This window comes from Arthrobacter globiformis (assembly GCF_030815865.1).
Classification (GTDB): Bacteria; Actinomycetota; Actinomycetes; order Actinomycetales; family Micrococcaceae; genus Arthrobacter; species Arthrobacter globiformis_B.
Genome location: NZ_JAUSXI010000001.1, coordinates 1 through 16,225 on the forward strand (window position 1 = coordinate 1; position 16,225 = coordinate 16,225).

Consider the following 16,225-nt stretch of genomic DNA (forward strand, 5'->3'; position numbering starts at 1 on the left):
CGTTCAGGATCGCTCCGGAGCAACTTTTCAAACTTACCCGGTTTCACTCCCCGATGCAAATCCGTGTTTCAGGATCCTCATCGGCAGGAAAACCAGCCCCACCACACTCCAGCGACCTAAAGAGTCACCAAATCATGGTCTAAATTTCGGGGATTTGGCCGCCCGCGGTGACCAGCTCTTCGCTGTCTCCCTCGCGGCGACTTAGAAAACAATACACCCGCTGCCGCACGACCGCAAACTGTCCTCCCAAGAGCATGGGATCCCCGTGTTTCCGCGGGGAAAGGGTGCGCGCGGGCACTCCGGGGAGCCTCCGCCGTCGCCATCGGTTATGTGTGCTGCCGCACAGCTACATGTCCCCCTGGCGCAACTAGTGGCCGGTGCTAACAAAAACCTTTTAACGCAAAGGAGGGCCGGCAACCATGTGGTTGCCGGCCCTCCTCAAGCAGCTGGAATCAGCGGTACTGAATTACCAGGAAGACTTGGTGATGCCCGGGAGCTCACCGCGGTGAGCCATGTCGCGGAAGCGGACACGGGAGATGCCGAACTTCTGGAAGGTACCGCGCGGACGGCCGTCGATGATGTCGCGGTTACGCAGACGGATCGGGGAGGCGTTGCGGGGCAGCTTCTGCAGGCCGAGGCGTGCAGCTTCGCGTGCTTCGTCAGTCGCGTTCGGGTCAACCAGGGTCTTCTTCAGCTCGAGGCGCTTTGCAGCGTAACGCTCAACGATGACCTTGCGCTGCTCGTTGCGAGCAATCTTGGACTTCTTAGCCATGTGTTTAGCGCTCCTCTCGGAATTCGACGTGCTGGCGGATCTTGGGGTCGTACTTCTTCAGGACCAGGCGGTCCGGATCGTTACGACGGTTCTTACGGGTTACGTAGGTGTAACCCGTGCCCGCGGTCGACTTGAGCTTGATGATCGGACGTACGTCCTTGTCCTTTGCCACTAGAGCTTCACTCCTCGTGCCAGGATGGCGGCGACGACAACGTCGATGCCGCGTACGTCGATGGTCTTGATGCCCTTTGCAGAGACCTGCAGGGTGACATTACGGCGCAGGGACGGAACCCAGTAGCGCTTCTTCTGGATGTTCGGGTCGAACCGGCGCTTGTTGCGGCGGTGCGAGTGCGAAATGCTGTGTCCAAAGCCCGGCTCGGCTCCGGTCACCTGGCAGTGTGCTGCCATGACGACTCTCCTCTGAAAATGAATGAAACGGCTGGCAGAGTTCTGCTTCACCGTGCGGCAGGCGGCGTCCGCATCCAGCCTCACGCGTCCGCACGTTTCAACACCGGCGAACCGGGTTTACTGCGGCGGAATGCGATGAGCCACGAACACTGGCAATGGAAACCACTGCGAAATGCCGGGATGCTGGGCGAAATACAGGAATGCACGCAACTTGAGCCCCTAACTACCGGCCTCCAGGACTGTGAATACTGCCAACAGCCACCGCAAACCGGAGCAATTGCACACGCTCCGCGCCACCTAGCGCCAACCAAGTCTACGAGACACGCGAATTAAAGACCAATCCGGCGGGGAACGATGTATAACGCGGCCCGACACCGTCGCCAGGGCTTCCCTCCAAGACATATCCGGAAACCAAGACATATCCGGAAAGAAGGCTCCTCACAGCAAAGTCAAAGGCTCGGGGCGGAATCTTGAGCCATGAACACACAGCTCTTGCCCTCCCCCGGGACCGGCAGCCCGATGCGCCCCGGCCACGGGCCTGCTCCGGTTCAGGAGGCCGGCCGCTTCGCCGGCCAGCACCGGCGCAGGCTCCTTCGCGCCGATGCCCTGACGGTGACGGCCTGGTCCTCGTTGGCCGCTTCGGTTGCGCTCTGGCTTGCCGACGGCGGCCTGACGGCGGCGTCCTCGCCGGCCGGCGTGGTCACGGCACTGGGCATTGTTACCGGCCTTGCCGGAATGGACCTGGTGCTGCTCATGCTCATGCTGGCCGCCAGGATTCCGTTCATCGACGGCGCGGTGGGACATGACCGGGCACTGGAGTTTCACCGGAAGCTCGGGAAACCCTCGCTGTACCTGCTGCTGGCCCACGGGCTCCTCATCGCGGTGGGATATGGCATGGCAGAAGGGCTCGACCCGGTCAGCGAAGCTGTGGCGCTCTGGGTGCTGGTGCCCGACATGTGGCTCGCCTTCATCTCTTTGGCCCTCTTCATCGCGGTTGTTGTCACGTCCCTGGTGGCGGTCCGCCGGCGGTTCCCCTACGAATTCTGGTACGCCGTGCACCTGCTCACCTATGCTGCCGTGCTCACCTCGCTGCCGCACCAGTTCAGCGTGGGCGGGCTGTTCGCCGTCGGCACCTGGCAGCGCTGGTACTGGTTCGGCATCTGCATCGCCACCGGGGCCGGCTTGCTGTACTACCGGGTTATCCAGCCTGTACGGGCAACCTTCAGGCATCAGCTCACGGTTGAGCGCGTCACCTCCGTAGCTCCCGGGGTGGTCAACATCGAAATGAGCGGCCTGCAGCTCGGCTCGCTGGCCGGCAACGGCGGGCGGTTCTTCATCTGGCGCTTCCTCGCCCCGGGGCTGTGGTGGCATCCGCATCCGTTCAGTCTGTCTGCGGAGCCGGTGCGGACAGGACCTGATGGGCACGGGAGATTGCGGATCACGGTTCGTGATCTGGGCCGGGGCTCCGCCCAACTGCTAAGGCTGCGGCGCGGAACGAAGGTGGCCATCGAAGGGCCCTACGGACTCTTCAGCTCGGCAGCTCGCAGCAAGGACCGCGTGGTCATGGTCGGCGCCGGCATCGGTATCACGCCGCTGCGGGCCCTCCTGGAGACCACCCCCTTCGCCCCCGGACAGGCCACGGTCCTGCTTCGCGGGCATAGCAACCAGGAGCTCTACCTGGGCGATGAAATCCTCGAACTATGCCGGCAGCGCGGCGCCACCCTGTTCCATTTGACGGGCGGAAGGGACGCCGGCTCACCAGACAGCTGGCTTCCGGCCGCCGAGCATCGGGCAGGCTACGCCCTGGCGGACTACGTACCGGAAATCGCCCATGCCGACGTCTACGTATGCGGGCCCTCGCGGTGGGCAGGCCACGTCCTGACCGCGGCCCGCGCCGCCGGCGTCCATGAAGATCAGCTCCATCACGAAAGGTTCGACTGGTGAGAATCAGAGCAGCAGTTTCAGCCGCCTTGGCTTCGGCCGGCATCCTCCTGGTCGGCTGGCAATCAGGTGTCCATGTGGCCGATACACGCAGCGCGGTCGCGGCCGCAGCAACGGGAAATCAGGCTTCGGGGACGGGCACCACGGGCAGCAGCGGCGCGGCGTCGTCGGAATCCGCAGCGCCGTCGGGAACGACCGGCAATTCCGGCACGACTGGCAGTTCCGGGACGACGGACGCATCCGGCGCGTCCGGAGCCGCGGGTGCAGCGGCCAAGGCCGGCGGCACGTACGACGGCGCTCTGGTCCAGACGCGCTTCGGCACCGTGCAGGTCCAGATCACCGTGAAGTCCGGGCAGATCACCGACGTCACAGCCCTGAAACTCACCGACGCCGAGGGCCGGTCCGTGCAGATCAGCAACTATGCCGCCCCGATTCTTCGCAGCGAGGTGCTTCAGGCACAGTCCGGCGATGTCCAGACCGTGGGCGGCGCCACCGTGACCAGCGACGCCTACCTCAACTCCCTCCAGGCAGCCCTCGATGCAGCGAACCTCTGAGACCACGCACCGGCTCCAGGCCCGGACCTTCACCTGCATGGGAACTGTCATCAGCCTGACCGTCCCCACGGACGCTCACAAAGCATCCCAGGCGGTGGCGGATGAGTTGGACGCGGCGACCGCCGTCGTCGAACGCCTGTTCACGGAACTGGACAGCATCTTCAGCCTCTACCGCCCAGATTCGGAAGCGAGCCGGCTGGTGCGCGGCGAACTCGCTCTGCCGGAGGCATCGGCAGAAATGCGGGCGCGATATGAGGAGGCGGCCGAGTGGAGGCTCCTCACCGAAGGGGCATTCACGCCGGAACGTCCGGACGGGGCGCTGGATCTCTCCGGAATCGTCAAGGGCCACGCCATCCGGGAAGCCGGCATGTCGCTGATGGCGCTCGGCTTGGCCAACTGGTGCTTGAACGCCGGCGGGGACGTGCTGGTCAGCGGCTCCCCCAATCCCGGCATCGATGTGCCGTGGCGGGCGGGGATCGTTGACCCGGCGGACAGGAGGACCCTGCTCGCCGGATTCCCGCTGGGCGGGGCGGCGCTGGGTTCGCCTCCGCTGGGTGAAAAGACGGCCGACGGCGGGACCCGGGCGGCGCTGGCCACCTCCGGTTCCGCTGAGCGCGGGGATCACATCTGGAGCGTCACGGCCGGGGCCGCGGAATTCCGGCAGGTCTCCGTCGCCGTGGCGGACGTGGTCACGGCCGATGTGCTGGCAACCGCAATCGTGGCGGGCGGGGTCCCCATGCTCAACCGCGCCACCGCCATGTGGGACATCGAGGCGCTGGCCGTCCGTGCAAATGGCGAGCTGCTGGCAACGGGCGGGTTCCGGCGGTAGTTTCGGATCGACCCGGGATCGCCCCGGGCGGAGGGCCTTCCCGGGATGCCTAAAACCGGGTGAGCTGGGCGTACCTGGGCTGGAGGTTGTCACCAGAGGACTTACCCGTGACCCTCCTGACCACCCACGGTGCGGCGAATTCCCGGACCCAACGGGCGTTAGCCCTCAACGCCTCCGCCTTGCTGAGCTCCGGGACGGGGGTCATCGGCGGGACCTCGATGGAGTGCTCGTGTTCGAGGACCGTCAGGACACGCTTGGCCATGTTCGCGTGCCCGGCGGCGGACATGTGCATCCGGTCCTTGGCCCACATGCCCCAGTCGTAGTACTCGTTGAAGCGCCAGTAGTCCACCAGCAGGGCGCCGTGGTCCCCGGCGATGCCGCGCACGAGTTCGTTGTAGATGGCCGTGCGCCCCCGCATGGTGCCGAAAACCTTCGAGCCCCGCGCGTCGAAGCCCGTGAACAGCACCACGGTGGCACCCGTGGCCGCGAGCTTCCCGACGGCGTTTTCGTAGTCCGCGAGCAGGTCGTCTATGTCGATCTTGGGCCGGAGAATGTCGTTGGCACCGGCGTACAGGGTCACCAGTGTGGGATTGAGCGCGATGGCGGCGTCCACCTGCTCGGCCAGGATCTGCCGTAGCTTGCGGCCGCGGATGGCAAGGTTGGCGTACCCGAAGCCGGGGTCAGCCGAGGCCAGCTGCTCCGCCACCCGGTCAGCCCAGCCACGGAGCCCGTTGGGCCGCGCCGGGTCGTCGTCGCCGACGCCCTCCGTGAAGGAATCTCCGAGGGCAACGTAGCGGGCCGTGAAATCCATGGGTGCAAGTCTGCCACCCGTTGCCGGGAGCAACCAAGACGGGTCCGTGGGGCGCAGCTGCTGCCGGGCGACTGCCTGGGTGCTGCTACTACTGCCGCTCGCGGAGGATCCAATGATTGCTGTCCAGTCGGGCCACGATCTTTTCGCCGATGCGTGCGAGGTCCGCTACATCACGCTCAGTCAGGGCGTCGAGGAACAGCGAGCGCACGGATTCGACGTGGCCCGGCGCCAGTTCCACGATGGTGGCGATGCCCTGTTCGGTGAGGTGCGCCGTGGTGACGCGTGCGTCGCCGGGATGCGGCCGGCGTTCCACCCAGCCGCGGTTCTGGAGTTTGGTAACCACATGGGAGAGCCGGGAGAGGGAAGCGCTGGTCCGCGCCGCCAGCTCGCTCATCGGCAGGAAGCGCCCCTCGGCCTCGGAGAGCATCGCCAGCACGTTGTAGTCGAACAGCGACACCTTGCCGGCAGCATGCAGCTGGGTATCGAGTGACGCGGGCAGCATAGTGTTGATGCTCAGCAGGGCAAGCCATGCCCGGCGTTCATTGGCGTTGAGCCAGTGCGGTTCGGTCATTACTCCATCCTAGGAGAACTAACGCTTGACGGTTCAAGGCCGGTTCCGGCGGCGGCGAGTCGCCGGGCGGCGAAGGCTCTGACGGTAGGCTGGCCGTCATGTACGTAGTTTCCCTGACCTACAAGGTTGCCCAAGAGATCGTGGACCAGCATCTGGAGGCCCACGTGGACTGGCTGAAGGATGCTTTTGACGAAGGCGTCTTCATCGCCGCCGGCCGCAAGGTTCCGCGCACGGGTGGCGTGCTGCTCTCCAGGGCCGACCGGCCGACCCTCGACGGGTCCTTGGCCAAGGACCCGTTCAACGTGCACGGCGTCGCCGACTTCGATGTCATGGAATTCGCCGCAAACCGCACTGCGCCGGGGTTCGAGAACCTGCTGGACTAGCCTGCGCGTCCGCCACCGTCCGGCTCCATCAGCTTTTTCAGGCCGCCTTTGCGCGGGACCTTCACCGCCTGGGGCCAGCGGGGGCCAAGGTTGTCGCCCAGTGTGACGCCGCGGAGCTTTCGGCCAAACAGCGGTAGCACCCAGTCATTCATCCAGCGCCGCTGCCGCCTCTCCCAGTCGCGGAGTGTCATCCTGGCCGGCGGCTCCCATTCCGTGAGGCTGATCTTGTGCGGAACACCCAGGTGATCCAGAACCTGGGCCGCGAGGTACTTGTGGCCGGCCTTGGACATGTGCAGCCGGTCGATGTCCCACATCCTGCGGTCGTGAAAGGCCTCGAAACACCAATAGTCCACGAGTACAGCCCCGTACTTGGCGGCGAGCTCTCGGACCCGCCGGTTATATAGGGTGTTGCGCTTCTTCAGCGGTTCCAGCACCGCGGACACCTTGACGTCGAACCCCGTGAACAGGACTAGGGTGGCGCCGGTGGCCGCCAGCCGGGCCACCAGTTCCTCGTACTGGGCCAGGAGCTGGTCCATGTCCGTGCCGAAGTCCAAAATGTCGTTGCCGCCGGCATAGAGGGTGATGAGCGTGGGATCCATGGCCAGTGCCTGCTCCAGCTGCTCATCCACGATGTGGCGCAGCCGCTTGCTCCTGATGGCAAGGTTGGCGTAATGCCAGCCGGGTTCTGCCTTGGCCAGTTTCTCCGCCACGCGGTCAGCCCAGCCCCGCACCCCGTTCGGCAGCCTGGAACTCCGGTCACCCACGCCCTCGGTGAACGAGTCCCCCAAGGCAACGAAGACCCGCCGCCTGCCCCGGTCCGGAAGCAAAGGAGAGACACCCACCCCGACAAGGTACACACCAGGAGCAACACCTAGGGAAACACCAGATGAACGTCACCGTTCGCGCCCCGACCTTGCAACTGAGGAAGCGTCCGGGTTCAAGCGACGAAACCTGACGAAGCGTCCGGGGTTCAAGCGACGAAACCTGACGAAGCGTCCGGGTTCAAGCGACGAAACTCGAGGAAGCGTCTGGGAGGGAGGGAGGGCGGACCAGGCCCGACACCCAGGGTCAGAGTTCGGCTTTGCCCTGCCGCCAGTACCCCATGAACGCCACTTGCTTCCGGTCGATGCCGACGTCGCGGACGAGGTAGCGCCGCATGTCCTTGATGACCGCGGATTCCCCGGCGATCCACGCGTAGAACGGCAGGGCGCCTGCGGGCTTGTCGGGGTTCTTCGTTGCGCTGACTGCGGCGGCATCGAGTCGTGCCGGGGTTTCCCACAGGATCTCCTGGTCAACGTTCACGTCGTCGGGCTCCGGGCCGGCGGCGTCGGCGGACTTGATGCCCACCCAGCCCGGCACGGGGACAGCCGCGCGCACCGCCTCCTGCAGGAGCTCGCCGTGCGGCCGGGACCTGCCGATCGAGGCGCCGCGTGCCAGCCAGGTGATTTCGACGTCGGCCGCCGTCTCCAGATCGAGGAAGTCGCCGGCGTCCGGTACTTCCAGGAAGGCATGCCCGGTCATGTAGCCGGGCAGGCTTTCGAGAATGGCGCTGATCGCGGGGACAGCCGTCTCGTCGCCGGCCAGGAGCACCCGTCCGGCCAGGCCGGGCCGCCATTCGATGCCCGAGTACGTTTCGGCGGTGACGCAGTGCGCCGCACGGTTGTTCGGCCCGATCAGGGTGATGGCGTCGCCCGGCTCGGCCGTCAGCGCCCAGTTCGCCGCGGGACCGCCGTCGCCGGCGGCGTCGAAATGCATCACGAAGTCGACGTCGATCTCCGGGTAGACGGCGTCCAGCCGGGCCTGCCGGACCGTGTAGGTGCGCATGGCGCCGCGGGTGGCCGGATCCATGGCCAGCCACTCCTGGTACCAGCCGCTCTCCTCCATCCGGAACTTCGGCAGCGGAAGCCGGCTGTTGTCCGGCGCCAGCGAAGGAATCATGAGTTTGATACGCAGGTCCAGGCTGTCGCCGTGGACACCGAAGTCGCGCAGCGAATAGCCGCCGAACGTCACGCGCCGGAAATTCGGGCTCATCTCCTGCACGGCCGAGACGGTGACATCAAACGCCAGGGTCATCGGCTCGGTGGCGAAGCCGGGGCGGTCCGTGATGGACGTGCGGGCGGAACTGTTCTGTGCTGCGCTCACGAGGCCATCTCCAGGGTCGTGGTCTGAACTTTTGGGTCGGCGTGGTGCCTGCCGAGGGGGATGATCAGCGGGGTGCCGGACACCGGATCCGGCACCACCCGGGATTCCAGTCCGAAGACACTCCTGACCAGCTCCTCGGTAATCACGCTGGACGATGCGCCCTCGGCCACGATCCGCCCGGCCTTCAGGGCGATGACATGGTCGGCGTACCGCGCGGCGAGGTTGAGGTCATGCAGGACGATCGCCACCGTGGTGCCGCGCTGGCGGTTGAGGTCGGTGACCAGGTCCAGCACCTCAACCTGGTGGGCGAGGTCCAGGTAGGTGGTGGGCTCGTCGAGCAGCAGCACGTCCGTTTCCTGGGCGAGCGCCATGGCGATCCACACCCGCTGGCGCTGACCGCCGGAGAGTTCGTCGACGTTCCGCCCGGCGAGCCCCAGCGTCTCGGTGGCCTCCAGCGCACGCTGCACCGCGGCGTCGTCCTTCTCCGACCAGCTGCGGAAAATGCCCTGGTGCGGGTACCGCCCACGGCCCACCAGGTCACGGACGGTAATGCCGTCCGGCGCCGTCGGGTGCTGGGGCAGCAGTCCGAGGATACGGGCCAGCTCGCGCGCCGGGCGGGAGTGGATGTCCTTGCCGTCGAGGGTGACCGTGCCGCCGGCAGGCTTGAGGAGCCGGGACAGCCCTCGCAGCAGCGTGGATTTTCCGCAGGCGTTGGCGCCCACGATCATGGTCACCCTGCCCTCAGGGATTTCTGCGGTGAGGTTTTCCACGACCCGCCGCTGATCGTACTGCAGCGTGAGGTCCCGGGCTTGAAGAACGGCCATCAGGCATCCTTTCGGTTGGACGTGACCAGGAGCCACAGCAGGAATGGGGCGCCGAGGGCGCCGGTGACGACGCCGACCGGCAGGACGGTGCCGTCCAGCAGCAACGGGGCGACATTGGCGGCGAAGTAGTCCGCCGCCAGGACGATCAGGGCGCCCATCAGGGCCGCCGCCGGGAGACTGGAGCGGCCGGTGAAACGGCGGGCAATGGGGCCGGCAAGAAAGGCGACGAACGAAACGGGCCCGGCGGCCGCCGTCGCAACTGCGGCGAGCGCGACGGCGGTGAGCACCAGACCCAGCCGGGTCGCGGCCACGCGGATGCCGAGTCCCGCGGCGGCGTCGTCCCCCAGTTCGAGGATGCGCAGAGGGCCGTCCAGCAGGGAGGCGACCGGAACCAGGACCATCAGCGTCAGGGCCAGCACGCCCGCACGGTCCCAGCTGGCGGAGTTGAGCGAGCCGTTGATCCAGATCAGCGCTTCCGCAGCGGTGCGGACGTCGGCCCGGGTCATGAGGAAGCTGACCATGGCGTGCAGCGCGGCGGCGATGCCCACGCCGGCGAGGATGAGGCGGTTACCGGCGCCGTTCCCGCGGCTGCCGCCGCCGAGACCCAGGGAGCCGCTGCGGGAGATGCCGTAGATCAGCGCCGCCACGGCCATTGCACCGCCGAGGGCAGCACCGGACACCGCGGCACCGGAGGCCCCGAACACCACGATGGCCAGGACGGCGGCCGCGCTGGCGCCGTAGCTGATGCCGATCACGTCCGGGCTGGCCAGCGGGTTGCGGAGCATGGTCTGGAACAGCGCGCCCGAGAGTCCGAAGGCCAGGCCGATCAGCATGCCGATGACCGCCCGCGGCAGCTTGGCCTCCATCACGATGAAGCTGGCGCCGGGGATTTTCTCGCCGCCGGTGAAGTGGGCAGCGAGGATTTTGAAGAAGTCGGGGATGGTCACGGTGTAGCTGCCCAGCAGGATGCTTGCGGCCAACAGAAGCACGACGCCGGCGGCCAGTACCGTTGTCCTGTTCAGCAGGCTCCCGTTCAGCAGGCTCCGCCCCCGGTTGGAAGCGCGAACGGGGGTGGGGGGCCCAAGTGTCCGTTCGCGCTTCCCGGTGGCCGCGGTGGTCGGGTTCGGAGTCACAGGCCCGCCCCCTTGCCGCACCGGACCAGCCAGACGAAGACCGGTGCGCCGATCAAGGCGGTCATGATGCCGGCCGGGACCTCGCCGGGTAGCAGGATCACCCGGCCCACGACGTCGGACACGAGTAGCAGCGCGGGTGCGAGCACGGCGGAGAACGGCAAGATCCAGCGGTAGTCGGGGCCGGTCAGGGAGCGGACGGCGTTCGGGACAACGAGGCCCACGAACCCGATGGGGCCGGCCAGCGCCGTCGCCGCACCGCACAGCAGGACGATGCCCAGCGCGGTGACGGCGCGGGCCAGTCCGACGTTCTGGCCCAGGCCGCGGGCGACGTCGTCGCCCAGCGCCAGGCTGTTAAGGACCCGTCCCGTCAGAAGCACGATCAGTGCCCCAGCGATGAGGAACGGCACCCCGGGCAGCACCATGGACCAGTCGCGCCCGGCAATGCCGCCCACCTGCCAGAAGCGGAAACGGTCCAGGGTGTCCTGGCTGGAGACCAGGATGACGTTCATCAGTGAGAACAGCCCCGCGCTCAGGGCGGCGCCCGCCAGGGCGAGCTTGACCGGTGTCGCGCCGTCCCGGCCCATGGAGGCAATGAGGTAAACGACGACGGCGGCAGCAGCAGCCCCGATGAACGCGAACCAGATGTAACCGGTCAGCGAGGAGATGCCGAAGATATAGATCCCGGTGACCACGGCCAGGGCGGCACCGGCGTTGACGCCGATGATGCCCGGGTCTGCCAGCGGGTTGCGCGCCACGCCCTGCATGGCCGCGCCCGCCAGGCCGAGCGCCGCACCGGCGAGCAGGCCCAGGACCGTCCGCGGGATCCGGGCATGCACCACCGCGTGGTCGCCGTCCGCCGGGTTGAACTGGGTCAGGGCCTGCCATACGGTTTCGAAGGCCAGGCCGCGGGCGCCCACGGCCAGTGACGCGCCGCAGACAACACCGAGCACGACGACGGCGGCCAGCAGCCAGGCGGGGCGCGGCCCGGGGACCTTGCGCGCAGGCTGGGCGCGAACGGGCAGTTGCGGCCCCTCAACCGCGGCCACAGGGGCTCCAAGTGTCCGTTCGCGCTGGGTGGCGGGGGCCGTCGTCGTGCTCGATGTCATGGGAGGCTGTCTACCGAACCCGGGCTAGGCAGCGTCGGCGGCTTTGGCCAGCTGCGGCAGGAACGTGTCCAGCGACCACGGCAGGCTCAGCGGCGAGGAGGCCGAGATGGACAGGGTGAGCGTGTTGTCCGAGTCCGCGACCATGGCGCCGTTCTTGATGGCCGGGATCTGGCCCAGCAGTGGGTCAGCCTTGATGGAATCGGTGGTCTTGGCGTCCGGGACCCAGGTCACGAAGATGTCGGACTCGAGCTCGTTGGCCTTCTCCGCGGACCACGGGATGAAGAATTCCTTGGATCCCTTCGAGTTCTCCTCCACCACGGGGGCGAGCTTCATGCCGATCTCGCTGAGGAAGCGCGGCCGGTTGTCGTTGGCGGTGTACACGTTCACGCCGTCGCTCTTGGCCGGCTCGAGGTTTCCGTAGATGAAGCTCTTGCCGGCGAGCTGCGGGTAGTCGGAAACCTTGTCCTTGACGGTGGCCTCGGTGTCAGCGATCAACTTCGTGGCTTCGGCTTCCTTGCCCAGCGCCTTGCCGATGATGCTCGTGGAGTCCTGCCAGGATGTGCCGTAGGCCAGCTCGGGGTGGGCAACCACTGGCGCGATTTCGCTGAGCTTCTTGTAGTCCTCTTCCGTCAGGCCGGAGTAGGCACCCAGGATGACGTCCGGATTGAGCTTGGCGATCTCAGTGAAGTTGATGCCGTCAGCCTCGGAGAACTGGACCGGGGCATTGTCCGAACCGAACCCCGCGCCGAGCTTCTCCAGCGCGGCGTCCTTCCACGGCGTGGACCCCTTGTCGTTGCCGCCCCATTCGTTCTTGGGCACACCCACCGGAACTACGCCCAGCGCGATTGCAACGTCGTCGTTGACCCAGGAGACCGTGACGACGCGTTTGGGCTGTTCCTTAATGGTGGTCTCGCCAAAGACGTGCTTGATGGTGACGGGGAACTGCGCGCTGGCGGATGAAGTGGCGCTGGCTTCCGAAGCGGTGGAGGCAGGCCCTGTGGAGCATGCGGTCAGGGAGAGTGCCGCGGCGGCGAGGACGGCGGTGGCCTTGCCGGCGGTCTTGAGCAGTGAGCGGCGCGTGGTGCCAGCGGCAGCAATGCCGTATAAAGCGGCCTGCCGGCGGGGGAAGAAGGGGGAAGTCACGGAACTCCTTAGGTGAATGAAGCAAACCCAAGTAAGGCTAGCCTACCCTTCCGAAGATTACGAAAGGTTTGCGTCACGTAATTGTCCCGAGTGGCCAGGATAACGTTCTGCGCCTTGCCAGCCAAGGGTGAACAATGGTTCACTCAAAGGAGTAAACGCCCGTTCACCCCTTATTCGGGCAACCCCTCCCCCACAAAGGCCTGCCGCACATGACAGCACCCCCTGCCCCGAAACCAACCCGCAGCGCGTCCGCCATCACTACAGTCCTGGCGCTCAGCGGCACGCTGGTGGCACTCATGCAGACCCTGGTGGTGCCGCTGCTGCCCGACTTTCCGCGGATCCTTTCTGTCACGCCCGACGATGCATCCTGGCTGGTGACTGCCACGCTCCTCGCCAGCGCGGTCGCCACTCCTATCGTGTCCCGCAGTGCCGATATGTACGGCAAGCGGAAGATGATGGTCATCTGCCTGGCCATCATGGTGGCCGGTTCGGTCATGGCCGCCCTGGGCGGGACCTTCCTGTGGCTGATCATCGGGCGGGCGCTTCAGGGGTTCTCCGCGTCGCTGATCCCGGTGGGCATCAGCATCATGCGCGATGAACTGCCCAAGGAAAAGATGGGCTCCGCGGTGGCCCTCATGAGTGCCACCCTGGGCATCGGCAGCGCCATGGGCCTGCCGCTCGCCGGCCTCCTCTATGAAAGCCTCGGCTGGACGTCCATCTTCTGGGTCTCCGCGGCCGCCGGCATGCTGCTGCTGCTGGCGGTTGTGCTCGTGGTTCCGGAGTCCAAGGTGCGCACTCCCGGCCGCTTCGACTACGCGGGCGCGTTGGTGCTCTCCGCCGCACTGGGATCGCTGCTGTTGGCGATTTCCAAGGGGGGCGCCTGGGGGCTGGGGCTCGGAACCCGTGCTGCTGCTGTTCCTCGCGGCGGCGCTGCTGCTGGCCGCCTGGATTCCCTATGAGCTCAGGGTTGGCCAGCCCATGGTGGATCTTCGCACCACGGCGCGGCGGCCTGTCCTGATGACCAACCTCGCGTCACTGCTGATCGGTTTCGCGATGTTCGCCAACATGCTCCTCACCACCCAGCAGCTTCAGCTCCCCGGCGCCACCGGTTACGGCTTTGAACTGAACGTCATCACGGCCGGCCTCTGCATGGTGCCATCCGGACTGGCCATGGTGGTGTTCGCCCCGGTGTCCGGCGGCATCATCCGACGCTTCGGCGGCAGGTCCGCCCTGATGACCGGCGCCGGAGTGATGATCGTCGGGTACGTGGGCCGGGTCTTCTTCTACGACTCCATCACCTGGGTGATCATCGGCTCCACGGTGGTGAGCGTCGGCACGGCTATCGCGTATGCCGCCATGCCAACGCTGATCATGGGTGTCGTACCGATCACGGAGACCGCCTCCGCCAACGGACTCAACAGCCTGGTCCGCTCCATTGGCACGTCGACATCCAGCGCCGCCGTCGCCGCAGTACTGACCTCGGTCACCATTCCGCTCGGCGCCGCCCGGCTGCCCTCGTTCGACGCGTTCCGGGATGTGTTCTGGATGGCCGCGCTGGCCTCCGCCGCCTCCGTCCTCGCCGCCATCTTCATTCCCCGCACCATCACGCACCGCCCGTCCGCTCCGGCGGCACCAGAACTGGTGGTGCAGGGGCGCGTCCTGGCACCCGACCACCGCCCGCTCACTCCCGCCGTCGTCACCGTCCTCCAGACGGGGGGCGAGCCGGTGGACTGGAGCCGCGTGGACACCGACGGCAACTATTCGGTGGCACTGCCCGGCGCCGGGAAGTACCTCGTGGTGGCCAACGCGGCGGGCTGGGCGCCGATGGCGGAGGTCTTCGATTTCGACGGGCGCACGCTGAAGCAGAACTTCCTCTTGCAGGAGCGGCTGGAAATCAGGGGCCGGGCCGCCATCGGCAGCGAGCCCGTAACCGGCGCCGTGGTGACGCTGCTGCACGCCACCGGGGAGCATGTGGACACCGCACGGACGGACGACGACGGCGTGTACACACTTCCGCTGCCCGCCGCCGGACGCTACATAGTGGCTATGCTTCATCCCGTGACTCATCAAGCCGTGGCGCGGAAGCTCGCCGTCGACAACCGGTCCGTGACCATGGACCTAGCAGCTGAGCCCGTCCCGCAAGGGAACGGGGCAGAGCCGGTGCGCGCATGAGCAGCCCCAGCCAGGAGTCCATCCTCACCGCGGCGGGCCGGCTGTTCGGCGAACGGGGCTACCGGGCCGTGACGGTCCGGGACATCGCCGCGGAGGCCGGGGTTTCGGCGGCCCTAGTGATGAAGCTGTTCATCTCCAAGGCCAAGCTGTTCGCGGCGGTGCAGCCGGACGAGTCGCTGCTCACCGAACTGTCTGTCCCGGCGTCCGAGCTCGGCGGCGCCCTGGTCTTCCGCGTGCTGATGCGGCGGGAACGCGGCATGCACGAGCCGTGGGCCAGCATTCCGATCAATGTTCACGATGCCCCGGATCCAGACGCGGCGCGGAGCGAACTGCGCGAACGCTACCTCGGCAGCATCGCACAGCTGATCGGGGATGCGACGCCGGACCGCCGTTATGCCTCGACTGTCACCGCCCTGATGACCGGCTTCGGCGAAACCGTGCGCACCCTGGGACTCTTCGACGGCTGGGACTTTGACGAGCTGGTGGCCTACTTCGGCGGGATCGTCCAGGCCCAGATCGACGCCTGCACTGCCGCACACACGAAAGCCGCTGGTTGAGCCTGGCGAACCCTCGGTTTCGGCAGGCTCAACCAGCGGACGCATCAACCAGCGACAGGCTCAGCCAGCGGCATGTCATCTGTATGAGATGCTCAGCAGCAGCGCCTTGAGGGCCTGCCCCTCGGAGCCAGCCAGCCAGGACTTGGCCGCGGCGTCATTGGCGAAGGGCTTCTCGATGAACTTCACGTCGGCCAGGATGACGCCGTCCCCGGCGCGGATGATGCCGTCGAGCGCGGATCCCTGCCCTGACTTGGGAGCCCCCGCCGCCAGGTGCATCCGGTAGGTGGCGCTGCTGTCCGTCCGGTCCGCGTAGAACGCGTAGTGGGCAGCCGGCGCGGGCTGCGCCGCGAGTCCCGGAACCGGTGCGGACTCGTAGACGGTGCGGGTCACCGGGTGGGAGACGCCGTCGGCGACCCGTCCGGAGTACACGGTGGCCTGCTCGGTGCCGCTCGCGTCGACAACTGTGGCGGTGGCCGAATCCGACGGCGACCCGGCGCCGGTAAAGAGCTCAACCTTCCAGTCGGCCGGGTACTTGAAGGACACGTGGCCGTTCGGGAATGTGTACGTCTTCAGCTCGGCGGGTGCGGGAGCGGACGACGGCGTGGCCCCCGGCGTCGCCGCACCGCCGGCACCTGCACCGGCACCGCCAGAGGCGGAGGCTGAAGGGCGCGGTGAAGCAGGTGCCGTTGCGGAAGCGGCCAGGGAGGATGGGGACGGAGCCGCCGACACCATGGCCCCGCAGCCGGCCAGGGCGAGAGCGGCGGCAGCAGCAAGGACAGGGACGAGGGGGGCGCGGAACGCAGGGCGCATGATGGTGCCTTTCATGATGACGCCGTCAAGCTCGCAGGGGCTGCTCTGCCCGCCGCATGGGAGTGTCCA

General features: G+C 67.1%; 19 protein-coding genes. 7 read left to right on the top strand and 12 right to left on the bottom strand.

The window, feature by feature from the left end; all coding sequences use genetic code 11:
- Positions 1–466: 466 nt before the first annotated feature.
- Genes rpsN through rpmB form a run of 3 tightly spaced genes read right to left on the bottom strand, consistent with a single transcriptional unit; the run spans position 467 to position 1,180 of the window.
- Complete coding sequence (rpsN, locus tag QFZ33_RS00005) at positions 467–772, bottom strand: 30S ribosomal protein S14 (protein WP_003798555.1); 306 nt, start codon at positions 770–772, stop codon at positions 467–469.
- 4 nt (positions 773–776) lie between these two features.
- Positions 777–944 (bottom strand): 50S ribosomal protein L33, encoded by a 168-nt coding sequence (gene rpmG / locus QFZ33_RS00010; protein ID WP_003798558.1) that lies wholly within the window; start codon positions 942–944, stop codon positions 777–779.
- Complete coding sequence (rpmB, locus tag QFZ33_RS00015) at positions 944–1,180, bottom strand: 50S ribosomal protein L28 (protein ID WP_050687447.1); 237 nt, start codon at positions 1,178–1,180, stop codon at positions 944–946. Before rpmB ends, rpmG begins: the two co-directional genes overlap by 1 nt.
- Before the next feature lie 477 nt (positions 1,181–1,657).
- On the opposite strand from rpmB, the gene QFZ33_RS00020 reads away from it, so the two are divergent.
- Genes QFZ33_RS00020 through QFZ33_RS00030 form a run of 3 tightly spaced genes read left to right on the top strand, consistent with a single transcriptional unit; the run spans position 1,658 to position 4,504 of the window.
- Positions 1,658–3,124, top strand: coding sequence for a ferredoxin reductase family protein (locus tag QFZ33_RS00020; protein WP_307023697.1), 1,467 nt, complete (start codon positions 1,658–1,660; stop codon positions 3,122–3,124).
- A complete protein-coding gene (locus QFZ33_RS00025; protein ID WP_307023699.1) occupies positions 3,121–3,675 on the top strand; it encodes an FMN-binding protein in 555 nt (184 codons plus the stop codon). The genes QFZ33_RS00020 and QFZ33_RS00025 overlap by 4 nt, the downstream gene beginning before the upstream one ends.
- Positions 3,659–4,504: an FAD:protein FMN transferase gene (locus QFZ33_RS00030; protein ID WP_307023701.1), complete on the top strand. Its 846-nt coding sequence runs from the start codon at positions 3,659–3,661 to the stop codon at positions 4,502–4,504. Before QFZ33_RS00025 ends, QFZ33_RS00030 begins: the two co-directional genes overlap by 17 nt.
- Positions 4,505–4,553: 49 nt before the next feature.
- Here the strand turns inward: QFZ33_RS00030 and QFZ33_RS00035 are convergent, their stop codons facing one another.
- Together QFZ33_RS00035 and QFZ33_RS00040 are read right to left on the bottom strand one after the other, a co-directional pair.
- On the bottom strand, positions 4,554–5,315 hold the full coding sequence (locus QFZ33_RS00035) for an SGNH/GDSL hydrolase family protein (RefSeq protein WP_307023703.1): 762 nt from the start codon (positions 5,313–5,315) through the stop codon (positions 4,554–4,556).
- Between the two features lie 88 nt (positions 5,316–5,403).
- Positions 5,404–5,886: a MarR family winged helix-turn-helix transcriptional regulator gene (locus tag QFZ33_RS00040; RefSeq protein ID WP_214851356.1), complete on the bottom strand. Its 483-nt coding sequence runs from the start codon at positions 5,884–5,886 to the stop codon at positions 5,404–5,406.
- Positions 5,887–5,984: 98 nt separating this feature from the next.
- Here QFZ33_RS00040 and QFZ33_RS00045 point away from each other — a divergent pair, with 98 nt between their 5' ends.
- Positions 5,985–6,269 (top strand): YciI family protein, encoded by a 285-nt coding sequence (locus QFZ33_RS00045; RefSeq protein WP_307023706.1) that lies wholly within the window; start codon positions 5,985–5,987, stop codon positions 6,267–6,269.
- Here QFZ33_RS00045 and QFZ33_RS00050 read toward each other — a convergent pair.
- The 6 genes from QFZ33_RS00050 to QFZ33_RS00075 all read right to left on the bottom strand — a co-directional run bounded on the left by QFZ33_RS00050 (position 6,266) and on the right by QFZ33_RS00075 (position 12,572).
- Positions 6,266–7,111, bottom strand: coding sequence for an SGNH/GDSL hydrolase family protein (locus QFZ33_RS00050; protein WP_307023709.1), 846 nt, complete (start codon positions 7,109–7,111; stop codon positions 6,266–6,268). The genes QFZ33_RS00045 and QFZ33_RS00050 overlap by 4 nt on opposite strands.
- Positions 7,112–7,337: 226 nt before the next feature.
- Positions 7,338–8,342, bottom strand: coding sequence for a siderophore-interacting protein (locus QFZ33_RS00055; RefSeq protein ID WP_307031586.1), 1,005 nt, complete (start codon positions 8,340–8,342; stop codon positions 7,338–7,340).
- 65 nt (positions 8,343–8,407) lie between these two features.
- Positions 8,408–9,235 (bottom strand): ABC transporter ATP-binding protein, encoded by an 828-nt coding sequence (locus QFZ33_RS00060; protein WP_307023711.1) that lies wholly within the window; start codon positions 9,233–9,235, stop codon positions 8,408–8,410.
- A complete protein-coding gene (locus QFZ33_RS00065; RefSeq protein ID WP_373427322.1) occupies positions 9,235–10,260 on the bottom strand; it encodes a FecCD family ABC transporter permease in 1,026 nt (341 codons plus the stop codon). Before QFZ33_RS00065 ends, QFZ33_RS00060 begins: the two co-directional genes overlap by 1 nt.
- 104 nt (positions 10,261–10,364) lie before the next feature.
- Complete coding sequence (locus QFZ33_RS00070; protein ID WP_307023713.1) at positions 10,365–11,474, bottom strand: FecCD family ABC transporter permease; 1,110 nt, start codon at positions 11,472–11,474, stop codon at positions 10,365–10,367.
- A 24-nt stretch (positions 11,475–11,498) separates the two neighbouring features.
- On the bottom strand, positions 11,499–12,572 hold the full coding sequence (locus QFZ33_RS00075; protein WP_307031590.1) for an iron-siderophore ABC transporter substrate-binding protein: 1,074 nt from the start codon (positions 12,570–12,572) through the stop codon (positions 11,499–11,501).
- 254 nt (positions 12,573–12,826) lie between these two features.
- On the opposite strand from QFZ33_RS00075, the gene QFZ33_RS00080 reads away from it, so the two are divergent.
- The 3 genes from QFZ33_RS00080 to QFZ33_RS00090 are packed head-to-tail and all read left to right on the top strand — an operon-like array spanning position 12,827 to position 15,346.
- Positions 12,827–13,576, top strand: a complete 750-nt coding sequence (locus QFZ33_RS00080) for an MFS transporter (RefSeq protein WP_307023715.1) — start codon at positions 12,827–12,829, stop codon at positions 13,574–13,576.
- A complete protein-coding gene (locus tag QFZ33_RS00085; RefSeq protein ID WP_307023717.1) occupies positions 13,521–14,789 on the top strand; it encodes an MFS transporter in 1,269 nt (422 codons plus the stop codon). The genes QFZ33_RS00080 and QFZ33_RS00085 overlap by 56 nt, the downstream gene beginning before the upstream one ends.
- Positions 14,786–15,346, top strand: a complete 561-nt coding sequence (locus QFZ33_RS00090) for a TetR/AcrR family transcriptional regulator (protein ID WP_307023719.1) — start codon at positions 14,786–14,788, stop codon at positions 15,344–15,346. The genes QFZ33_RS00085 and QFZ33_RS00090 overlap by 4 nt, the downstream gene beginning before the upstream one ends.
- A gap of 75 nt (positions 15,347–15,421) precedes the next feature.
- Here the strand turns inward: QFZ33_RS00090 and QFZ33_RS00095 are convergent, their stop codons facing one another.
- Complete coding sequence (locus tag QFZ33_RS00095; RefSeq protein WP_307023721.1) at positions 15,422–16,171, bottom strand: hypothetical protein; 750 nt, start codon at positions 16,169–16,171, stop codon at positions 15,422–15,424.
- Positions 16,172–16,225 lie beyond the last annotated feature (54 nt).

What these genes read in the sequence shown, in the direction of transcription:
- QFZ33_RS00045 (WP_307023706.1), top strand. Translation starts at nt 5,985, where the DNA reads ATGTACGTAGTTTCCCTGACCTACAAGGTTGCCCAAGAGATCGTGGAC.
- rpsN (WP_003798555.1), bottom strand. Translation starts at nt 772, where the DNA reads ATGGCTAAGAAGTCCAAGATTGCTCGCAACGAGCAGCGCAAGGTCATC.
- QFZ33_RS00030 (WP_307023701.1), top strand. Translation starts at nt 3,659, where the DNA reads ATGCAGCGAACCTCTGAGACCACGCACCGGCTCCAGGCCCGGACCTTC.
- QFZ33_RS00080 (WP_307023715.1), top strand. Translation starts at nt 12,827, where the DNA reads ATGACAGCACCCCCTGCCCCGAAACCAACCCGCAGCGCGTCCGCCATC.
- QFZ33_RS00095 (WP_307023721.1), bottom strand. Translation starts at nt 16,171, where the DNA reads ATGAAAGGCACCATCATGCGCCCTGCGTTCCGCGCCCCCCTCGTCCCT.
- QFZ33_RS00090 (WP_307023719.1), top strand. Translation starts at nt 14,786, where the DNA reads ATGAGCAGCCCCAGCCAGGAGTCCATCCTCACCGCGGCGGGCCGGCTG.
- QFZ33_RS00070 (WP_307023713.1), bottom strand. Translation starts at nt 11,474, where the DNA reads ATGACATCGAGCACGACGACGGCCCCCGCCACCCAGCGCGAACGGACA.
- QFZ33_RS00040 (WP_214851356.1), bottom strand. Translation starts at nt 5,886, where the DNA reads ATGACCGAACCGCACTGGCTCAACGCCAATGAACGCCGGGCATGGCTT.
- QFZ33_RS00060 (WP_307023711.1), bottom strand. Translation starts at nt 9,235, where the DNA reads ATGGCCGTTCTTCAAGCCCGGGACCTCACGCTGCAGTACGATCAGCGG.
- QFZ33_RS00035 (WP_307023703.1), bottom strand. Translation starts at nt 5,315, where the DNA reads ATGGATTTCACGGCCCGCTACGTTGCCCTCGGAGATTCCTTCACGGAG.
- rpmB (WP_050687447.1), bottom strand. Translation starts at nt 1,180, where the DNA reads ATGGCAGCACACTGCCAGGTGACCGGAGCCGAGCCGGGCTTTGGACAC.
- QFZ33_RS00055 (WP_307031586.1), bottom strand. Translation starts at nt 8,342, where the DNA reads ATGACCCTGGCGTTTGATGTCACCGTCTCGGCCGTGCAGGAGATGAGC.
- QFZ33_RS00020 (WP_307023697.1), top strand. Translation starts at nt 1,658, where the DNA reads ATGAACACACAGCTCTTGCCCTCCCCCGGGACCGGCAGCCCGATGCGC.